Below are 18,193 nucleotides of genomic sequence, written 5' to 3'. Positions count from 1 at the left end.
TGTAATCGCTCATGTACTAATTATACAGATGCTAGATATATAATGCAAGACAAATCTAAGTCAAAACCAACTTCCCGCTTTCCTCCCCATGGCTAAAGCGAGGGGATTCTCGCGGTGTGGGGTTGAGGTCACAACTTCTAAACTTCGCCAGAATTTCAAGACGCTCTCGAAATTCGGCGTCACTCAGGAATCCATCCCTGAATGTCCAGAGTTGGTTGATACCAGCCAGTCGTTAGGCGGCCATTGCCGGAGCATGGCGAAGCTCGATAAGCTTGCCGACAGAAATGGGTTCGACGGCATACGCTACGCCGTTAAGGTCAGCGAATTCGACCAGCACGACTTCATCGCTCAACTCATCCACAATAGTGCCAACCTGTCCTTTGGCGAGGTGCGCTGCCGGAACATCTTCTAGTGTCGCAACGACATCAAGTAGTTTCATTGCATTCTCCGATTACAAAGCATGTAACAAGTTTAGCCATTTCGTCCGTGCATAGCCATCCCGTCCTGACCTTCGCACACCGATGCCCGCGAACAACCTCCATGTCGACACGGTAGATTGCCCCCCAATTCGTATCGTTCTGCAACAGCGCGTCAGATTTCCAAAGGCTAGACAAAATTGTGTTAGCCAACCATTCCCCGTCTGCTGCCGTAACTCCCAGCGCCGAGAGGAACACGCGAGCCTTGTGCCTCCCCTCTGGATGGGTGGAATTCAGCACGTAGCCTGTCAGTTTCGTGACATCAATACTGGCCCTTTCGATGTTTGGCAGCAACATTCCTATCCAGTTCTTGGCAAATGCTTCTGTCCAGTCAAATCCTCATCCAGCCAGTACGTTCTCATCCTTCAATCTCCGTGAAACGCAAAGAGGTAGACACTGCCCAGGAAGCCGCCGATAAAATCATTCGAGGAAATCTGTAACCCAGTGTGGTTTCACTCTTGGAACGCAGCGATGCTATGCGGCCTGCAATAGAAACTCAACTTTTACAGCCTCAAATGGAAAGACAATGCGACCATCCTCTGTGCGGTCGAGCACCCCGGCGTTAAGCAGTGCAGTAATGTCGCCATGTACGGCTTTTACGTCGCGCCCAGCGCGGCGGGCGGCTTCGCGAATGGACACTGGCCCCGCACCGCAGAGTACCTTGAGCAGTTCCCATCGTTTTTCAGTGAGTACCCGCCAAAGCAGCTCAGGAGTAGCAAAACTGATGCGCGTAGTTTTTTTCTGAGGCTTTCCTGTTTCCCAGGCGTGCGTAAAATCCGCCATTGAATCGGCGGGGGCACGTACATCAAGAGTTACGGTTTTCATGGTTCCACCTCGCGATGTCATGTTGAAAGTCGGCAATCAATTGCTCTGGCGTAGAGAATATATAAGGGCTTTCCTTTCCATCGAAGTGCCGGTGATCTCCTTTTCCGACCTCGTTGTCGTAGCGCAGAACGCATTTTCCGTGAACGACAAACGCAAGCCTATACTTGTATCGATGCGGCGACCCTTCAACTGCCTTCGGGAGCCGCCACAGCACCAACTCGGCGAAAGCTGATTCGGAGTAGATGATGCGTGTGCGAACGAGTTCTGCGGCCTTCATGTTGGAGATTATGCCAACAATGTTGGATGTTGTCAATGACTCCAACGTTCATATGCGAACACAAGGGGCCGAATGTGTAAGGTAACCGGCGCCGAAGCGCGCCATCAATCAAATGTAAGATTTCTCGACAAGTCCACAGCGGGCGACCGCCCCCTGCACCTCCGCAAGAGTCAAATCACCCGAAGCTCCGATGCCGCCGCAGTCCTGCCATCAATCCCAGCAGCCCGATGCCGAACAGGAGCCGGGTAGAAGGTTCAGGAACGGCGACTACGGGTGTTCCGCTGTAGGTCGCTCCGCTTGCCGAAGTAAAGGTGACACCAGGAGGAGCAAGGACGGTGATGCTGGGGTCCACGAATGCGGAGTCACCTGCCGAATTACCGGGAATTGAACCTGTGAGAGCATCGACCTGCGCAAAAAAGTTCAAATAGGGAACTTGATTCGAATATGGATCCTGGGACATCGCAACTGCAACGGATAATATCTTTGAACTGCTGCCGGCTTTATTGTAGGAAAATAATGTATACGCCCCCCCGTAGGCATCGCCATACGGAGTCGCGCTCAGAAGCGCAAATATGCCTGCGTTGTTTCCTTTGGATTCGCTTCCACTCAGAATCCAGTTAATGGCGAGATCAAGAGTAATCAAGGTAGGGGTAGTGGGTAAGTTCTTGAATATCAATGTATCAGATATGTATGCCCCGCCATTTGCAATTGTTCCATCGCAATTAGATTTTGAGCAGGGAGAATTTGCTTCGGCATAAGCACTTAACGAATTGCCTGTAGTATCGGCAGTGGCACCAGCTGCTCCCACCTGGTTTGAAATCGTTCCTGTACTGATTTGCTGTTTTCCCTGTTTGTCAAAACTCCCATAAACCCCCTTCGGAAATCCGTTGCTGCCCATTATGCTACCTTCTGATACCCCACCAGCCGCAGTATAATAGTCGATGGTCGCAAAGGCCTCCTGCTCCGAAGCGAGAAGGATACTCAGTCCTGACAGAATAAGGACCATGGAATATCTGATGTATTTCATGTCATCTCCTTTTCGAAGGCTACCTTGGTTGCCGGGGATCAATCTTGGCCCCCGGCTATCCCACTACTCAGAAAACCGAGACGATTACTTTTGCAGCCGCGGAAATTGTCGACTGGTTCGCTGCAGCCCAATTCAAGATCTCACCCGGGACGGTGTACTGTGGATCGTAGAAATTGACAACAGCCACCGAAAACACCTCACACATCTTCCCGGAGGGAACGGTGGCAGACCAAGGGTTCTCGTTGGTCTGCCCGCCTTCGACACCGAAGGGCCCGGCCGGGAAGGTATCGAGCAAATTACCGAAAGTGTCATACAGACAAACCACCGTAGCCCCATGGAAGCCTGTCAATGGCCCCCAGATACTGGTATCCCAAACTTTTGTGTTCGCGGTCAAGTTTCCGGCTTGGTCGATTGTGACCGTAGTATCCATGAAACCATTGCCGGTCTTTCCTATTTGAGTTTGGCCGCTGTCTGCGGTCAAGGGCCATATGGCTGCAGAGCAGAGCGCCAATTCCACTGCGTTGGATGTGAGGCCATTGCTATTTGTAACGCTCACGGAAGCGGTCGTGCCAGGCGTTACCTGATAGACTGAGTGTCCTTTAACCGGAACGGGAAAACTGATCTGCGTGTCGCTCCAATGTTGGATAGTAAACGGGGCCACATCCCCTGGTTGTCCCCAGTTCACTTCGTTGTTGGAAAAAAGCACGTAACCGATCCCCTGTTGGGGTCCGAAATTTTGCCCGTTAAGAACAATGAGGTTTCCCGGACTTGCCTTCGCTGGATTTATGGAGTCAATGACCGGGGCCTGCGGGGCTACGGAGACAGGGGCACCAGAAACTATTTTCCAGAGTTGGTCGTCGTACCCGCTCTGCTTCTGTGGCCAGGAAACCAGACCCGCCCCAGGCGCCGTGGACATCCCCGCAACGCTGATGACATTCCCGTTCAGTTTGGTCTTGATGAAAAAGTACCCCGAACCCAAAGGATCTGGAACAAATTGCCAGAGTTGGTCGTCGTACCCGCTCTGCTTCTGCGGCCAGGAAACCAGACCCGCCCCAGACGCCGTGGACATCCCCGCAATGCTGATCGCGTTCCCGTCAAGCAAGGTTTCGATGAAAAAGTAGCCGGAACCCGCAGGATCCGGGGTATACCCCCAGAGTTGGTCATTATTCCCGGTCGCTTTCTGTGGCCAGGAAAGCAAAGCCGTCCCAGGCGCCGTGGACATCCCCGCAATGCTGATCGCGTCCCCGCTGAGTTTGTTCATGAGAAAGAAATAACTGGCCATGGTAACTCTCCTTTTTAACTCAAGTTTCGAAGTTCAAAACACCACGCAGATTCGAAATTGAAGTGCAATTTTTCAAGGTGTGAACTCGTCTTTTATGTGTAGGGATTCTATGTCTTTGACAGGATGGACAACAATTAGACGAAAGGTGGGTCTTGGGGGGCAAGTTTTACGGGATGAGATCATTTTTCCGGACAGCAAGAGAGCGTCCTGGAGATCCATGGGCAAAGAGAGCGTTTCAGGCTATGAATCGGAAAGGATTCTTGAGATCAGTTCGCTCCGGCGACGGACCTTGACCTTCTCGAAAATATTTCGCAGGTGCTCCTTGACGGTTTGTTCCGACACCGACAAGGCCACGGCAATTTCCCGATTCGATGCGCCCCGGATGACTTTCAGAACGATTTCAGCCTGACGATCGGTAAAATCCCACCGGCACAGCCGCTGGAATAATGTCTCCGTAAAGGGCAGGGGCTCGAAAAGAAGAATACGCTCCGATCCCTGATTGCTGCTTGTCGTCTGAATTCGGTAACGGCCTTTGGGTGATTCGAGGATTGAGGCCCCCGACTCTGTAAAACGATTGGGGATAACACGGTCCAGGTGCTCGAGGGAAATTTTTCGAGCGGCCTCGTTCATCGTGACCCCTCCGTCCACCAGCATTCTCACAACGCCGGTTTCGGAAGAAAACCCTCCGGCATTGAGTCGCTCAAGCAGTTGGAGACAGTTGATCGCCCGGGCCATGTGCGGCACCAGATAGTTGAGGATCTGAACTTCCCGGTCGGAAAAATCCCGGTCCATTTTTTGGCGGTGAAGACAGAAAGCGCCCACGTGATCGCCCTGGGCTCCCATGATCACGCCGAGTTCGTAAAAACAGGGGGTCAACGGAAGAAAATCCCGCCCATATTCCGTATCCTGCAGACGGTAGGCGGGAACAAAGTCAGTAATCCGGGCCGACTCGTTTGTATGCCGGATCCACCCGGTCAGGGTGAAAGGATGAACGGCCGCATAGTGGTTTGTGAATTCCGATAATGCCTTTGGAGGGATGGCTACAGAAAAATAGCCATCCGGACGGAACAGACCGGAGGCCTCCATCGCAATAAAGATCGCACTTGAGAAGGGCACCAGTTTTCCGAGTTCTTCGATCACCGCACGGATGATCGTCTCCTGGTCCGGAAGGGTATAAAGTTGATTGATGAGAGTCAGGAGAGACCGGTAATCTTTGGCGGAAATATACGTTCGCATCCTTCAATCTCCGTGAACATCTAGGATCGGGTCAACCCGGCGTAGAGCAGGGGCAGTTTCTCTGGAAGGCGGGCCACGTGGTCCACCACCAGGTAGTTGCGCGCCCCGAAAATCGTTGAAACATATTGATCGGCACGGGGATCCAGAGTCAGGCAATAGACTTGTACGCCCTCCCGAACCGCATCTTCCACCGCCTTGCGGGTATCGTAACGCAAATATTTACGGTCTCGCACATCCACATCGGCGGGCTCTCCATCGGTCAGCAGTATCAGCAACTTGCGCCCTTTCTTTTGCCACTCCAGATGCGTCGTGGCATGCCGGATGGCGGCTCCCATGCGCGTCGATAACTGACCCTGCATCCCCGCCAGACGAGCCTTGGCCAACTGGTCATAGGGTTGGTCGAAATTCTTGAAACAGTAATAACTGACATTGTGTCGACTGTCCGAGCAAAAACCATGGATGGCAAAGGGGTCCCCCACCTTGCCGATGGCATCGGCCAACAACACGCAGGCTTGTTGGGTCAAGTGCAATATGCTGTGGTTCTGACCGGGAACCTTTTCGTTGGTGGAACGGGACAGGTCGAGCAACACCAGTACGGCAATGTCCCGTTCCTGGCGAAGAGTGCGCATCATGATGCGGGTATCGGGGGGAATTCCCATGCGTATATCACAGTACGCCCGAATGGCCGCATTGAGATCCATCTCATCCCCCTCCTCCAACTTGCGCAAACGCTGGTTTTCTGCAGGTTGAAGCGCATCCAGCACGAAGCGCATGCGCGAAATCAGAGGTTTGTGCTCGGCAATGATATCGTCCACCCATTGGGAATCCCCGCTTTTGGGTAACTTTTCCAGGATACGGACCCAGGAAGGGCGCTCGATTTGCCCTTTATAGTCCCATTCCGGGTAACGGTACACGCCCAGAGCATCGGTATCCTTGTCCTCGACGGAAACCCCAATATCCAGTTTGAAATTGAAAAGTGCTGCAAGCAGGGAAAACTGTTTGGCTGATGGGTTATCGGACTCATCCACCACCTTAAAATTGAGTCCAAAAAATTTGAAACGACGATTCCTGACCACTTTCCTTGATACGGGCCCAGCGGTCCCGTTTCCCTCGGAATGCGCAGCCCAACACTGTCGGTTATCGTCCCGATACGTCAGAAGAACCTGGTCGCTCTGAATCCTGACGGGAATTTTTTTGGTCCGAAAAGACTGTGCCAACGCACGGCCCACCCGAACAGAAAAATCTTCCTGATCGAGGGGCATCGAACCAAACAGGCTCTTTCCTTGCCGGATCCACTCATCCTCGTCTTCATAGGTGGAATCCAGCAAGGCGCGGGCCAGGCGTTCCAGATAATGACCCGCCGAATTCCGCGCGGCCGGGGTGATGGTATGCAATCCCTGCCACAGCCGCAACAATCCCGGCCAAGTGCGCAGAGCCAGTGCTTCGACGCGGGCATCTTCCACCGTTTCCACCACGCGTCGGGTCCAGGCATCCAGTCCGCTCTGCACCAGGGGAAGGCCATATTTCAGGTGACAGAGGGCATGGGCCAAGGCCGCACGATAAACTTCACCGCCGGGCACTGCCCCCTGCGACTCGAAGGTTTCCGGCAGGTAAAGAACCCCCTCATGCCAATGGGGACGTCGCCCCTCCCGTTCGCTCCAGGCATGGCCCGTGGAGGCCAAACGCACCTCGGCATCCCAAAAGGAGCGCCCGTAAAAGTAAAGACGGCGACGCACCGTCCCAAAAGAAACCCCTTTGAGTGGTCGCAAGTGATCCTGATCGAGCCGGCCCGAACCAAAATGGCGGATAAAAAAATCGGCCCAAGTGGACTTTTCAGGCACCGGAAAATCGCTCATGGTTTGACTCGAGGAAAAGAAGCGGTTTCCAGCGCCTGCAAGTGTTTCTGGTTCAGGCGCACACACTGTTGCCAAGTGTCCCGCTGGGGGTTGGTGGGGTCCTGCTCCAGAGAACAGGCACAGGTACAGGCGGCTGCCTGATAACACGCCGCCAGATGATCGCCACGACATTGGGCCTGCAAGGGCGCGCAGCGAGGCTGACAATGATGGGATATCACCTGGAGCCGCGCCTGGTCTGCCTCCATTTTCTGGAAATCCACCGTCTTTTGGGTCCAGGCTCCCCACCCCATGAGTGCGCAGCCACTCAGAAACAAAAAACCAGCGCCACTGCGCAACAATATCAAGCGCAATCCGGAACGTTGCCGGGTTGTTTCGGGCACGGAGGAACGGGTGGAAAAAGTCAACAGCCCAACCGTCCCGTCCTTGAAATGCAAACGGTCACAAGCATCGATACATTCTCCGCAATCAATGCAAATATCATGTTTTTGAATACGGTTGGGTTCGATCCGGGTCGGGCAAACGGTGGCACAATAATGGCATTTCTCGCAATCCGCCCCCCGTGCCCCGTCATGCTCGACATGAAGAGCCGCCCGGGTCTGGAACAGGCGCTGTCCCATGCGATAGAAGCAGGCATAGTCGCAAAGAAAATAACGGACCACCGAGAGATCGATGAATACAAAAAAAACGACAAATGTCAGCATGATGGCAAAATTGGCCTGACGGGTCGTGGTTCCCCACAGAAACCCCCAGACGTCCTGCGCCGGGTAATACAACTTGAGCACGACCAAACCGAGAAGGAAGGAGGCTGCCAGCAAGGTGGCCCCCAATTTGAACCAGTTCAACCAGCGATTTTTGGCCGGTGCCACCACCAGTCCCTGACCGTCCACCCGCACATCGGCGCGTTTCCCCAACCATTTGAAGGTCAGGGCATCAGCCCATTCGGTGAGAAGATTCTGCGGACAGGCCCAGCCACACCACAGAGAACCGATGGTAACGTAGGTCAGCAGGGGCGCACTGAGAATCACCAGCACCATCCCGCTCAAGAACCGGTAATTGTCCCACCAGACCGGGCGCCCGAAAAACACAAAACTGGCCGAAGCCAGATCGATCCTGAACACGCCCAGGAGGGGAATCGCACATAGAAAAATCAGAACCCCCCATTGCACGACCCGGCGTTTGACATGGTAGGGCTTCACTTCTGGGCCTCCCGAACTTTACTCCCCTCTGACATTCTTTCCTCCGCTCCCCTTCATGACACTTGCATTACAACCGTGGTTCGGTCATTCTATAGTATTATGGCGACTAGACACGGAGCCCTCATGTTCAGTTCCTTCAATGTTCTCTTTGCGGTTTTCGCCATCCTGGCGCTGAACCTGACGGTTTTTGCGCTTGCCGTGCAGATGGACTTGTTGACCATCGATTCCAACCTCGCCAAAGTGATTTCCTGGGCCTGTGCCGTGGGTATGTGGCATATGGCCTGGCGTTTTCGGCACCCCCGTCACTGAGAGATCTCCCATGAATTCGCCACGTCAATACCCAGAACACGAACACCTCGATGCGGGGCTGACGCATATCCAGCAAGCCCTTGATCAGGGACACCTGACGGGCGGAGCAGCCAGGGGATTATTGTATGGTTTGACGGAAACCCTGGGAGTCCTGCTGGGCGACCCCGCTTTGCCCGATCAGTTGCGCGATGGTTATCAGGGCCTGATGGACAATGCCAGAGCCTTGCAACAACGCCTGAATGAACACTGATCAAGCACGCTGAACCGAAGTGACCGGAACATGCCCCGTGGCCACATGTTGACGCGCCGAGTCGCAATGAGCCGCCTGATCATCAAAGAATATGTCTGCGCCGAAGGCCTTCAGCACCGGGCCTTTTTCCACCCCACCCAGAAACACGGCTTCGTCGATACGCACGCCCCAGGCACGTAGGGTATGAATCACGCGCTTATGGGTCGGCGCATTGCGTGCCGTCACCAGAGCGGTACGAATGGGGCTATCCTGCGGGTTGGTGTTCCGTTGAATGCGATGCAGTGCCTCCAGAAAGGGTCGGAAAGGGCCACTGGCCAAAGGCGTGTTGGCCTTGGACCGTTCATGCTCGATGAACGCTTCCAGCCCGCGCGTCTTGTAGATCAATTCCGCCTCATCAGAAAACACCACGGCATCCCCATCGAAAGCAATCCGTAACTGCGGGGAGGGATTGTCTCCTACCGTGGAGGGCAGAATGGTTGCAGCGGCAATTCCGGCTCCCAATGCCAGGCGCACATCCCCCGCATCTGCTGACAAAAACAGATGGACACCCAGAGCTTCGGCATACTTCCAGGGGGTTTCCCCCCGCGAAAAAACCGCCCGGGTGATGTTCAACCCGTGATGTTCAATGGCATTAAAGATGCGCAATCCCGTATCGGCACTGTTCCGGGACAGCAGAATGACCTCCACACTGGATTCTTCGTGCTGATTCTTGAGAGCCAGCAATTTTTTCACCAGTCCGAAGGCCACCCCTTCGCCCAGGGGTTCGTTTTCATGGGCGATCTGATAACTGCTGTATTCCTCTACCCCGCGCGTTTCAAACAGGGCGTGACTTTCTCCCAGTTCAAACAATGCCCGTGATGATATCCCCACCCTCAATTTTCCCGCCAAATCCACAGCCATCATGGTCTCCCTGAATGAAAGAACGGATCCGCACAAACTTTCCCCCGACAAATCAGCATCAGTTGCTCTGCCTGCCCCTCGAGTTCTGCCCACCCATTGCCCGGCAGATCACGGGGGGTAAAGGCAATGACCAGCCCGTCTGTAAAACGGGAAGGCGGACTGACAATGGCCGGTCGATCAAAATGCCGGCTATCGATGAGCGCCACCACCGACAATCCCACGGAGGACCAGTTCAAAGTATAAATGGGATAAGGGCCCGCCAGCGCTTCGATTTGGTTTGCCATGCGCGCATAGTTGTCCCCGCGCACACGCTGTTGATAGACGGGGTACCCCACCGCCGAGACGCCGAGTCCCAGCAGGACCAGTCCCACCACCCAGCGTTCCGGACGCAGAATTCCATTTTGAAACAAGGCAGGTTCGTGGATCAGATAATAGGTTGCCACCAATACCACCAGACCATATTCGGGCAAAACGTAGCGTGGGGAACTGTGTGGCGCAATCCAGTAGGGGAAAAAATTGAGCAGTGCCATGCCGGCCAATATTTTGACCGGGAGGGGCCAGGAAATACCCCGACTGTGCTGGGAGATCATCCCCCGGAGCACCCACAGGGAAGAAGGCAGGAGCCCCACCAGAATGGAAAGAGGGAATTCGCCCAATTTCAGGAGCCAGGGCTCCAACGCATCGGGGGACAACAGTTTATCGCTCACATCGGCCAATTGCCCGGTCACTTGCAGGGGATCCTGGTGCCCCACGGTACCCAGCCAGAGCCCCATGGGCAGCAAGCCCAGGACGTAGATACCCATCGCCCGAGGGGAGCACAGAAACGCCCGAGGGGAGCGCTGACTCAGCAGCACCAGCCAGATGCCACCAAAATAAGCGTAGGCCGTCACCACCTTGGTCAGATAGGAGGCAAAAATCACCCATAACGACAGTAAAAGCCAGAGCAGGCTGCGCCGCTGAACCGCACTCCATAACAAAAAAGCCGACAGCACCATGAAGAATGCAAAAAGTGGGTCCGCATAGGCCAGCCAACCCCGGTAAAACAGCACATCGGCGGTCATCAGATAAAGCAGCCCGGCCAATTTTCCTGCGCCCGTTCCCGGCCAAAGGCTACGCGCCCACCAGCCCAGTATGAGCGCAGTACCCAGGGTTGCCCCCAGGGTCACCAGGCGCGCTGCCAGCAACACCTGAGACCAGCCCACCAGACGTGCCACGGGAATCATCACCCAGTTATACAAAGGGGGACGACCGCCTACGCTCCCCAGCGCCACCACACTGCGAAAGATCTGGCGCTGCCACATTTCCATGGACATGATGGTGTAATTGGCCTCCTCACCCACATAGGCATGAAACAGAGAAAACCCGTAGGTGGCCAGTACCAGCCCCAGAATTCCCCAGTAATATCGGTTTAGCAACGACATTCATTCTCCCAGATAGGCCGCCCGCAACGCGGGGCTGGCCAGACATACCGCCGCACGGTCGGAAAACACCACGCGCCCCGACTCCAGAATCAGGGCACGATCACACAGTTCCAGGGCTCGCCGGGCATTCTGTTCCACCAACAGCAAGGTCGTTCCGGCCTGCACCATTTCCGCGATGACCCCGAAAACCTCATCCACTCGTTGAGGAGCCAGCCCCATGCTGGGTTCGTCCAGCATCAGGAGACGGGGCCGAGTCAATAGGGCACGCCCCAGGGCCAGCAACTGCTGCTCCCCACCGGAGAGCGTGCCCGCAGCCTGGGTCCGTCGCTCGTATAGACGAGGGAAACGGACGTAGACCTTCTCCATCGCCGCCGGATCGGAACGGCCCATCTGTCCCATTTGCAGGTTTTCCGCGATGGACAAACGGGGAAAAACGCCCCGCCCTTCAGGCACCAGAATCAGGCCAGCGCGCGCCCGTTTCCAGGCCGGTTGATGGGTCCAGTCCATGCCGTCATATCTCAGGCTCCCCTGTGCGAAGGGCACCACTCCGGCCAGAGCCTTCAGGGTACTGCTCTTGCCCGCACCATTGGCGCCGATCAAAGCCACCTTTTCCCCCTCTTCGAGTTGCAGGGAAAAATCACAGAGGGCCTCGATGCCCCCGTAGTGCACTGCCAAATGGCTTACTTCCAGAAGAGGTTCAGCCATGGGAGGGGTGCCCCAGGTAGGCTTCGATGACTTGTGGGTTGGCCTGAATTTCAGCAGGCGTTCCCTCGGCCAAACCTTGCCCATAATTCAGAACGGTGATGCGTTCACACAATTGCGCGATCCAGCGTACATCATGTTCGATCACCAGCAGGGCAATCCCCGCAGCGCGAATGCGCAAGATCAACTCGGCCATGTGCCCCCGTTCCGTTCCATTCATACCGGCCACCGGTTCATCCAGCGCCAACAGACGAGGGCCCGTGGCCAGGGCGCGAGCAATTTCCAGACGGCGTTGCGCCCCATAGGACAGGGTACCGGCCACCCGTTGCGCCATTTCCTGCAACCCCACCCATTTCAACAGTTCCTGAGCCCCTTCCCGAATCTCCCGCTCTTCCCGCCGCACGGCCGAACTGTTGAGCCAGGCCCCCAGCAATCCACAGCGCGTCCGTCCATGAAACCCCACCATGACGTTTTCCAGGGCACTCATCTGAGGGAATACCCGAATGTTCTGGAAAGTTCGTACCAGGCCCGCTCGAGCAATCCGATGGGGTTGACCTGCGGGCAAAGGCTGACCGGCAAAAGTCAACGTCCCCTCATCGGGTCTGTAAACCCCGGTCAACACATTAAAAAAAGTGGTTTTTCCGGCACCATTCGGGCCGATCAAGCCCACGATGCTGGCTGGCTCCACCGTCAGGGAAACATTGTGCAAAGCCTGAACCCCACCAAAACATTTGCTGATGCCCTTGGCTTCCAGCAAATTCATGACGTATGCCATTCCCGTGCCCGTGCCCGGGACGGCAACAACCCTTCAGGTCGCCAGCGCATCAGGACAACCAGAGTGACCCCAAAGAGGAGCAGGCGCAGGGTGGATGGATCGATCAGGACGCGATGAAACCAATGCTGTTGCCAACCCCCCAGGGGTCGCAACACCTCGGGCAGAAAAGCGAGCAGAAGAGCGCCTGCCACCACACCGCGCAGGTTACCCATCCCGCCCAGTACCACCATGCACAAAATCATGACGGATTCCTGCAAGGTAAAACTCTCCGGGCTGACAAAACCCTGAAACCCCGCGAACAGGCCACCGGATACGCCGCCAAAGGCAGCCCCCAAAGCATAGGCCAGCAATTTGAGACGGCGCGTATCCAGCCCCATGCTGGCCGCCGCAATCTCGTCTTCGCGAATGGCCATCCAGGCCCGCCCGATCCGGGAATATTCCAACCGTCGGGAAAGGAAAAGTGCCAGCAGGACAAACAGGAGGAACAGGTAATAGGTCCCCACCAAGGCAGGCAACGGGATACCCCACAGCCGATGAGGACGGGCAAAGGACCAGGTTCCCAGATGAAGGGCGTCGATCATCGTAATCCCCTGAGGGCCATTGGTGATATTGATCGGTGCGGTCAGATTGTTGAGAAAGACCCGGATGATCTCGCCAAACCCCATGGTCACGATGGCCAGATAATCTCCCCGCAGACCCAGGGTCGGCCAACCCAGGGCCACGCCAAAACTGGCGGCCACCAGAATACCCGTGGGCAGAATGGCCCAAAGCGGCCAATGCACCCCGAATTGGGGCGACGCCAACAGGGCATAGGCATAAGCCCCCACCCCAAAGAAGGCGATGAACCCCAGGTCCAGCAACCCGGCATAGCCCACCACGATGTTCAGACCAATGGCCAGTAAAACGGACAGCAGAGCGAAATCCAGGATGCGCACCCACCCCCGCCCCAATAGTCCTTCAATCACCCAGGGCAGGATCAGGGTGCCCAGGAGCATCCACGGAAATTTGAAACGCGGAGGGCAGGCAATCATACCTTTTCCGGGGCATGGCGCCCCAACAAACCGGAGGGGTGAAACAGCAGAACCAGAATCAGGGTAGCAAAGGAAAAAACATCCTTGTAGTTGCTGCCAAACAAGTTTCCCGTCCAATCCCCCAGATATCCGGCCCCCAAGGCTTCCAGCAAACCCAGCAGAATCCCGCCCAGCACCGCACCGGACAAATTGCCAATCCCTCCCAGCACGGCGGCCGTAAACGCCTTGAGCCCCAGCATGAACCCCATGGTGTAGTGGGCCACCTGATAGTAAGCCCCCACCATCAATCCGGCAATGGCCGCAAGCGCGGCACCAATCACAAAGGCCAGGGTAATGACCCGTTCCGTATCCACCCCCAGCAACTGGGCCGCCACGGGGTTTTGCGCCGTTGCTCGCATGGCGCGCCCGAGCGCCGAACGCTGGATGAGCCAAAGCAGACCGCCCAACAGACTGAGGCTTCCCAGCACGATCACCCCCTGAAGAGGGCTGATGACCACGCCTCCCAAGGTCAGAGAATGGGTCAGCCCCAAATCCGGGAAAGAGCGATAGCCTCGCCCCCAGATCAAGGCCGAACCCTGCTCCAGCACCATCGACATCCCGATGGCCGTGATCAGGGGAGCCAGTTTGGGGGCATGGCGCAGGGGACGATAAGCCAACCGTTCCAAGGCTACCCCCACCAGAACACAGACCCCCATGGCCCCCACCAGGCCGCCCGCCAGGGCCACGGGAAGGGGGGCCCCCCAGTCCTGCAGGGCACGTACCAGGGAAAGGGAAACCAGGGCACCGATCATGACCAGATCCCCATGGGCAAAGTTGATCAGTTCAAGGATCCCGTACACCAGGGTGTACCCCAAGGCAACCAGGGCATAGATGCACCCCAGGGTCAAACCATTGAGCACTTGTTGCAGGAATGTCACCATGTGAGGAAAAAACGTCCTGACCTCACAACCAGTCCTGCCCGTTGATGAATCCTTCGAGTAGCGCGGCTTCAGGCGACCCTGCTTCGGGATGCCAGTCGTAACGCCAGCGCACGATCGGAGGCAGGGACATCAGGATCGACTCGGTACGCCCCCCGGACTGAAGACCAAACAGCGTCCCCCGATCATAGACCAGATTGAATTCCACATAACGGCCCCGCCGATAGGCCTGAAAATCTCTTTCCCGTTCGCCGTAGGGCAGGGAGCGGCGACGTTCGACAATGGGCAGATAGGCCGCCAGAAAATGATCACCCACACTGCGCCAGAGAGCCTCGGCCTGGGGCAGCGGCAACTCGTTGAAGTCATCAAAGAAAATACCGCCCACGCCGCGCGGTTCTTGCCGATGTTTGAGAAAGAAATACTCGTCACACCAACGTTTGAAGCGGGGATAGTAATCCGCTCCGAAGGGGGCCAGAGCAGCCTGACAGGTTTGATGAAAATGGCGGGCATCTTCCTCGAAACCGTAATAAGGCGTGAGGTCCATGCCTCCCCCGAACCACCAAACCGGTGCCGCATCCTCGGCAAAGGCCGCAAAGAAGCGGATGTTCATATGGACGGTGGGAACATAAGGATTGCGGGGGTGCAGTACCAGAGAGACCCCCATGGCCTCGAAGCGGCGTCCGGCCAACTCGGGACGATGGGCGCTGGCCGAGGGGGGCAAACCGGGGCCCATGACATGGGAGAAGTTCACCCCCCCGCGCTCGAAAAGAGCGCCTTCTTCCACAAGCGCACTGAGTCCCCCCCCGCCCTCCGGACGGGTCCAGGCATCCCGCCGGAAGGCATGGCCATCGGCTTTTTCCAGGGCCGTGACGATACGTTCCTGCAGGTCCATTAGATAGGCTTTCAAACGTACGGGATCGAAAGAAGAATGGGGGAGGGTCTGTTCTGCCATAATGTCATCCATGAGTGAAGAAAAACGCCCCCATCTGGTGCTGGTGGACGGGTCATCGTACCTTTACCGCGCCTTTCATGCCTTGCCCGACCTGCGCAACCGCCAGGGAGAACCCACCGGCGCGTTATACGGCGTACTGAACATGCTGGCCCGACTGAAGGAGGATTATAAGCCGGATCATGTGGCCTGCGTGTTCGACGCTCCCGGCCCCACCTTCCGCCATCAGGCCTTTCCGGACTACAAGGCACAGCGCCCCGCCATGCCAACCGACCTGGTTAGCCAAATCGCTCCCCTGCATCAGGCCATCCGCGCCCTGGGTTGGCCTCTCCTTCAGGAATCCGGGGTGGAAGCGGACGATGTCATTGCCACCCTCACCCACCAGGCCCGAGTATTGGGCTGGGAGGTGACCATTTCCAGCGGCGACAAAGATTTGATTCAGTTACTGGCGGAGGGGGTTGCCCTGATCAATACCCTCTCCAACGAACGTCTGGATGTAGCCCGGGCCACTGAAAAGTATGGGGTGACCCCTGCCCAATTCGTGGATTACCTGACCTTGGTGGGCGATACGGCGGACAATGTTCCCGGCGTACCCAAAGTCGGTCCCAAAACCGCCGCCAAATGGATCCAGCAGTTCGGCACACTGGAGGACCTGATGGCCCACGCCGAGGAAATCGGTGGCGTTGTGGGCAATCATCTGCGTCAAAGCCTCGACTGGTTGCCCCAGGCCCGCTTTCTGATCACCCTCAAGTCCGCAGTCCCACTCTCCGAATCCCCGGAAACCCTGGTGTGGCAAACGCCCGATGAGACCGCACTGGCGGTTCTGGCAGAGCGCTATGACCTCAAACGCTGGAAAAACCCTGCCCCCCGGATCAGGACCGACACCCTTGCCCCGCTTCCCCCACCTGCGCCCGTCCTGGAACCACGTCCTGAAGTGCATTACGAAACCCTGCTGACTTCCGCGCAACTGGAGCATTGGCTGAACCAACTGGAATGCGCCGAACTGACTGCCTTCGATACGGAAACCACCGGACTCGATCCGCTACAGGACACTTTAGTGGGCCTCTCTTTCTGTTGCGACGGCCTCCATGCTGCTTATTTGCCCCTGGCCCACCAGACTTTGGATGCCTCTCCCCAACTTCCTTTCGAAGAAACCCTCCAGCGTCTGCGCCCCTGGCTTGAAAACCCGGCGGCGGCCAAGGTGGGACAACACCTCAAATACGACACCCACATTCTGGCCAATCATGGCATTGCCCTGCGCGGCATCCGCCACGACACCCTGCTTCAGTCCTATCTGCTCGAGGCCCACCAACCCCATGGCCTGGAAAGTCTGGCACGCCGCCACCTGGGCCGGGAGACCCTGTCTTATGAGACGGTGACCGGCAAGGGGGCCAATGCCATCGGCTTCGCACAGGTCGCGCTGGATCAGGCCACGATCTATGCTGCAGAAGATGCGGAAGTCACTCTGGCGGTGCACAAGGTTCTGTATCCTCAACTCTGTGCCGAACCCCGTCTCCTCGAGTTGTATGAAACACTGGAACTGCCGGTACAGCAAGTCCTGTGGCGCATGGAGCGGTATGGAGTGCTGCTGGACGCGGCTGTTTTGATTGAGCAGAGTGCCGAGTTATCCGGGCAACTCATTGCGCTCGAAAATCAGGCCCATCTCCTGGCAGGACAACCCTTCAATCTCAACTCCTCCAAACAGGTTCAAACCCTGCTGTTCGAGACTCTTGGATTGCCTGTGCTCAAGAAAACTCCCGGAGGGCAGCCTTCCTCTGATGAAAGTGTGCTGGAGCAACTGGCGCTCGATTTTCCCCTCCCCAAGTTGCTGCTGGACTATCGAACCCTGGCCAAACTCAAGTCCACCTACACCGATGCTCTGCCCAAACGGATCAACCCCCGAACGGGGCGAGTGCATACCCATTTTGCCCAAGCGGTAGCGGTGACCGGACGCCTCTCCAGCAGTGATCCCAATTTGCAAAACATCCCCATTCGCACAGCCGCCGGACGACGCATCCGGGCCGCTTTCATTGCCCCCCCCGGGCATGTACTCATGGCGGCGGATTATTCCCAGATCGAATTGCGCCTCATGGCCCATCTGTCCGAGGATTCCGGACTGCTGAATGCCTTTGCCCAAGGACTGGACGTGCATCGATCCACCGCCGCCGAACTCTTTGCCGTGGCGGTGGATCAAGTCAGCGCAGATCAGCGCCGCGCCGCCAAAGCCATTAACTTTGGGCTGATCTACGGGATGTCAGCCTTCGGTCTGGCCCGGCAGCTCAACCTCACCCGCTCCGCCGCCCAACATTACATGGAACGCTATTTTCAACGCTATCCTGGGGTGGCCCGGTACATGGAGAAAACTCGTGAGCAGGCACGGGAAAAAGGGTACGTGGAAACCCTTTTCGGACGCCGCTTGTTCTTGCCCGAACTCAAAAACTCGGGAGCCGGACGGCGTCAAGCCGCCGAACGAGCCGCCATCAACGCCCCTCTTCAGGGGACCGCTGCCGATCTGATCAAGCGCGCCATGCTGGCAGTACAGAACTGGCTGGATGAAACCCGGAGCCAGAGCCGTCTGATCCTACAGGTTCACGACGAATTGATTCTGGAAGTCCCTGAGGATGAAGTTTCCCTGCTGCGGATCCACCTCACCCGCCTCATGGAGGGGGTCGCCTCCCTGCGGGTGCCTTTGAGCGTAGAGGTGGGGACAGGAAAGAACTGGGATGAAGCCCACTAAAACCATGGCAGGGGTATAATGGCGGCT

At 56.7% G+C, this 18,193-nt stretch carries 19 protein-coding genes; 3 read left to right on the top strand and 16 right to left on the bottom strand.

What is annotated here, in order from left to right:
• Positions 1-232: 232 nt before the first annotated feature.
• The 9 genes from IV91_RS0109695 to IV91_RS0109650 form a co-directional block, all read right to left on the bottom strand.
• Positions 233-439, bottom strand: a complete 207-nt coding sequence (locus IV91_RS0109695) for a DUF4926 domain-containing protein (protein WP_031597910.1) — start codon at positions 437-439, stop codon at positions 233-235.
• Entirely contained in the window at positions 426-773 is a 348-nt protein-coding gene (locus IV91_RS19750) for a DUF6883 domain-containing protein (RefSeq protein ID WP_031597909.1), read from the bottom strand. Before IV91_RS19750 ends, IV91_RS0109695 begins: the two co-directional genes overlap by 14 nt.
• A 177-nt stretch (positions 774-950) precedes the next feature.
• Positions 951-1,301: an HVO_A0114 family putative DNA-binding protein gene (locus IV91_RS0109680; RefSeq protein ID WP_031597908.1), complete on the bottom strand. Its 351-nt coding sequence runs from the start codon at positions 1,299-1,301 to the stop codon at positions 951-953.
• Positions 1,282-1,578 carry a toxin-antitoxin system TumE family protein gene (locus IV91_RS0109675; protein WP_031597907.1) on the bottom strand — a complete coding sequence of 99 codons (297 nt, stop codon included), beginning with the start codon at positions 1,576-1,578 and terminating at the stop codon, positions 1,282-1,284. The genes IV91_RS0109680 and IV91_RS0109675 overlap by 20 nt, the downstream gene beginning before the upstream one ends.
• A 175-nt stretch (positions 1,579-1,753) precedes the next feature.
• A complete protein-coding gene (locus IV91_RS0109670; RefSeq protein ID WP_031597906.1) occupies positions 1,754-2,605 on the bottom strand; it encodes a PEP-CTERM sorting domain-containing protein in 852 nt (283 codons plus the stop codon).
• A gap of 67 nt (positions 2,606-2,672) precedes the next feature.
• Positions 2,673-3,887, bottom strand: coding sequence for an RICIN domain-containing protein (locus IV91_RS0109665; RefSeq protein WP_031597905.1), 1,215 nt, complete (start codon positions 3,885-3,887; stop codon positions 2,673-2,675).
• A 240-nt stretch (positions 3,888-4,127) separates the two neighbouring features.
• Positions 4,128-5,123 carry a LuxR C-terminal-related transcriptional regulator gene (locus IV91_RS15845; RefSeq protein WP_035417617.1) on the bottom strand — a complete coding sequence of 332 codons (996 nt, stop codon included), beginning with the start codon at positions 5,121-5,123 and terminating at the stop codon, positions 4,128-4,130.
• A 20-nt stretch (positions 5,124-5,143) separates the two neighbouring features.
• The gene (locus IV91_RS0109655) at positions 5,144-6,979 is read right to left on the bottom strand and encodes a nitric oxide reductase activation protein NorD (protein ID WP_051862486.1); all 1,836 of its coding nucleotides are present in this window, start codon (positions 6,977-6,979) and stop codon (positions 5,144-5,146) included.
• Positions 6,976-8,175 (bottom strand): 4Fe-4S binding protein, encoded by a 1,200-nt coding sequence (locus IV91_RS0109650; protein ID WP_031597901.1) that lies wholly within the window; start codon positions 8,173-8,175, stop codon positions 6,976-6,978. The genes IV91_RS0109655 and IV91_RS0109650 overlap by 4 nt, the downstream gene beginning before the upstream one ends.
• 123 nt (positions 8,176-8,298) lie before the next feature.
• Here IV91_RS0109650 and IV91_RS0109645 point away from each other — a divergent pair, with 123 nt between their 5' ends.
• Positions 8,299-8,484, top strand: coding sequence for a hypothetical protein (locus IV91_RS0109645; RefSeq protein ID WP_031597899.1), 186 nt, complete (start codon positions 8,299-8,301; stop codon positions 8,482-8,484).
• A gap of 10 nt (positions 8,485-8,494) precedes the next feature.
• Positions 8,495-8,734 (top strand): hypothetical protein, encoded by a 240-nt coding sequence (locus tag IV91_RS0109640; protein ID WP_031597896.1) that lies wholly within the window; start codon positions 8,495-8,497, stop codon positions 8,732-8,734.
• Here IV91_RS0109640 and IV91_RS0109635 read toward each other — a convergent pair whose 3' ends face one another.
• The 7 genes from IV91_RS0109635 to hemF are packed head-to-tail and all read right to left on the bottom strand — an operon-like array spanning position 8,735 to position 15,432.
• Positions 8,735-9,634, bottom strand: coding sequence for a 5'-nucleotidase (locus IV91_RS0109635; RefSeq protein WP_031597894.1), 900 nt, complete (start codon positions 9,632-9,634; stop codon positions 8,735-8,737).
• Positions 9,634-11,055 (bottom strand): ArnT family glycosyltransferase, encoded by a 1,422-nt coding sequence (locus IV91_RS0109630; RefSeq protein WP_031597893.1) that lies wholly within the window; start codon positions 11,053-11,055, stop codon positions 9,634-9,636. Before IV91_RS0109630 ends, IV91_RS0109635 begins: the two co-directional genes overlap by 1 nt.
• A complete protein-coding gene (locus IV91_RS0109625) occupies positions 11,056-11,760 on the bottom strand; it encodes an ABC transporter ATP-binding protein (protein ID WP_031597892.1) in 705 nt (234 codons plus the stop codon). It lies immediately after the preceding gene.
• Positions 11,753-12,532: an ABC transporter ATP-binding protein gene (locus IV91_RS0109620; RefSeq protein ID WP_031597890.1), complete on the bottom strand. Its 780-nt coding sequence runs from the start codon at positions 12,530-12,532 to the stop codon at positions 11,753-11,755. Before IV91_RS0109620 ends, IV91_RS0109625 begins: the two co-directional genes overlap by 8 nt.
• Positions 12,517-13,563, bottom strand: coding sequence for a branched-chain amino acid ABC transporter permease (locus IV91_RS0109615; RefSeq protein ID WP_051862485.1), 1,047 nt, complete (start codon positions 13,561-13,563; stop codon positions 12,517-12,519). Before IV91_RS0109615 ends, IV91_RS0109620 begins: the two co-directional genes overlap by 16 nt.
• The gene (locus IV91_RS0109610; protein ID WP_031597886.1) at positions 13,560-14,483 is read right to left on the bottom strand and encodes a branched-chain amino acid ABC transporter permease; all 924 of its coding nucleotides are present in this window, start codon (positions 14,481-14,483) and stop codon (positions 13,560-13,562) included. Before IV91_RS0109610 ends, IV91_RS0109615 begins: the two co-directional genes overlap by 4 nt.
• Positions 14,484-14,505: 22 nt before the next feature.
• The gene (gene hemF, locus IV91_RS0109605) at positions 14,506-15,432 is read right to left on the bottom strand and encodes an oxygen-dependent coproporphyrinogen oxidase (protein WP_051862484.1); all 927 of its coding nucleotides are present in this window, start codon (positions 15,430-15,432) and stop codon (positions 14,506-14,508) included.
• Between the two features lie 10 nt (positions 15,433-15,442).
• Here hemF and polA point away from each other — a divergent pair, with 10 nt between their 5' ends.
• Positions 15,443-18,166, top strand: coding sequence for a DNA polymerase I (gene polA, locus IV91_RS0109600; RefSeq protein WP_031597882.1), 2,724 nt, complete (start codon positions 15,443-15,445; stop codon positions 18,164-18,166).
• Positions 18,167-18,193 lie beyond the last annotated feature (27 nt).

This window comes from Ferrovum myxofaciens (genome assembly GCF_000735045.1).
GTDB classification, from domain to species: Bacteria; Pseudomonadota; Gammaproteobacteria; order Burkholderiales; family Ferrovaceae; genus Ferrovum; species Ferrovum myxofaciens.
Note: the sequence above shows the minus strand (reverse complement) of the source record. Positions and strands in the feature narration are given on the sequence as shown.

Bases quoted from the DNA above. Each gene is read 5' to 3' on its own strand.
- IV91_RS0109615 (WP_051862485.1), bottom strand. From the start codon at position 13,563: ATGATTGCCTGCCCTCCGCGTTTCAAATTTCCGTGGATGCTCCTGGGC.
- IV91_RS0109665 (WP_031597905.1), bottom strand. From the start codon at position 3,887: ATGGCCAGTTATTTCTTTCTCATGAACAAACTCAGCGGGGACGCGATC.
- IV91_RS0109635 (WP_031597894.1), bottom strand. From the start codon at position 9,634: ATGGCTGTGGATTTGGCGGGAAAATTGAGGGTGGGGATATCATCACGG.
- IV91_RS0109695 (WP_031597910.1), bottom strand. From the start codon at position 439: ATGAAACTACTTGATGTCGTTGCGACACTAGAAGATGTTCCGGCAGCG.
- IV91_RS0109655 (WP_051862486.1), bottom strand. From the start codon at position 6,979: ATGAGCGATTTTCCGGTGCCTGAAAAGTCCACTTGGGCCGATTTTTTT.
- IV91_RS19750 (WP_031597909.1), bottom strand. From the start codon at position 773: ATGTTGCTGCCAAACATCGAAAGGGCCAGTATTGATGTCACGAAACTG.
- IV91_RS0109640 (WP_031597896.1), top strand. From the start codon at position 8,495: ATGAATTCGCCACGTCAATACCCAGAACACGAACACCTCGATGCGGGG.
- IV91_RS0109680 (WP_031597908.1), bottom strand. From the start codon at position 1,301: ATGAAAACCGTAACTCTTGATGTACGTGCCCCCGCCGATTCAATGGCG.
- IV91_RS0109610 (WP_031597886.1), bottom strand. From the start codon at position 14,483: ATGGTGACATTCCTGCAACAAGTGCTCAATGGTTTGACCCTGGGGTGC.
- IV91_RS15845 (WP_035417617.1), bottom strand. From the start codon at position 5,123: ATGCGAACGTATATTTCCGCCAAAGATTACCGGTCTCTCCTGACTCTC.
- hemF (WP_051862484.1), bottom strand. From the start codon at position 15,432: ATGGCAGAACAGACCCTCCCCCATTCTTCTTTCGATCCCGTACGTTTG.
- IV91_RS0109645 (WP_031597899.1), top strand. From the start codon at position 8,299: ATGTTCAGTTCCTTCAATGTTCTCTTTGCGGTTTTCGCCATCCTGGCG.
- IV91_RS0109670 (WP_031597906.1), bottom strand. From the start codon at position 2,605: ATGAAATACATCAGATATTCCATGGTCCTTATTCTGTCAGGACTGAGT.
- IV91_RS0109630 (WP_031597893.1), bottom strand. From the start codon at position 11,055: ATGTCGTTGCTAAACCGATATTACTGGGGAATTCTGGGGCTGGTACTG.
- IV91_RS0109620 (WP_031597890.1), bottom strand. From the start codon at position 12,532: ATGGCATACGTCATGAATTTGCTGGAAGCCAAGGGCATCAGCAAATGT.
- IV91_RS0109625 (WP_031597892.1), bottom strand. From the start codon at position 11,760: ATGGCTGAACCTCTTCTGGAAGTAAGCCATTTGGCAGTGCACTACGGG.
- polA (WP_031597882.1), top strand. From the start codon at position 15,443: ATGAGTGAAGAAAAACGCCCCCATCTGGTGCTGGTGGACGGGTCATCG.
- IV91_RS0109675 (WP_031597907.1), bottom strand. From the start codon at position 1,578: ATGAAGGCCGCAGAACTCGTTCGCACACGCATCATCTACTCCGAATCA.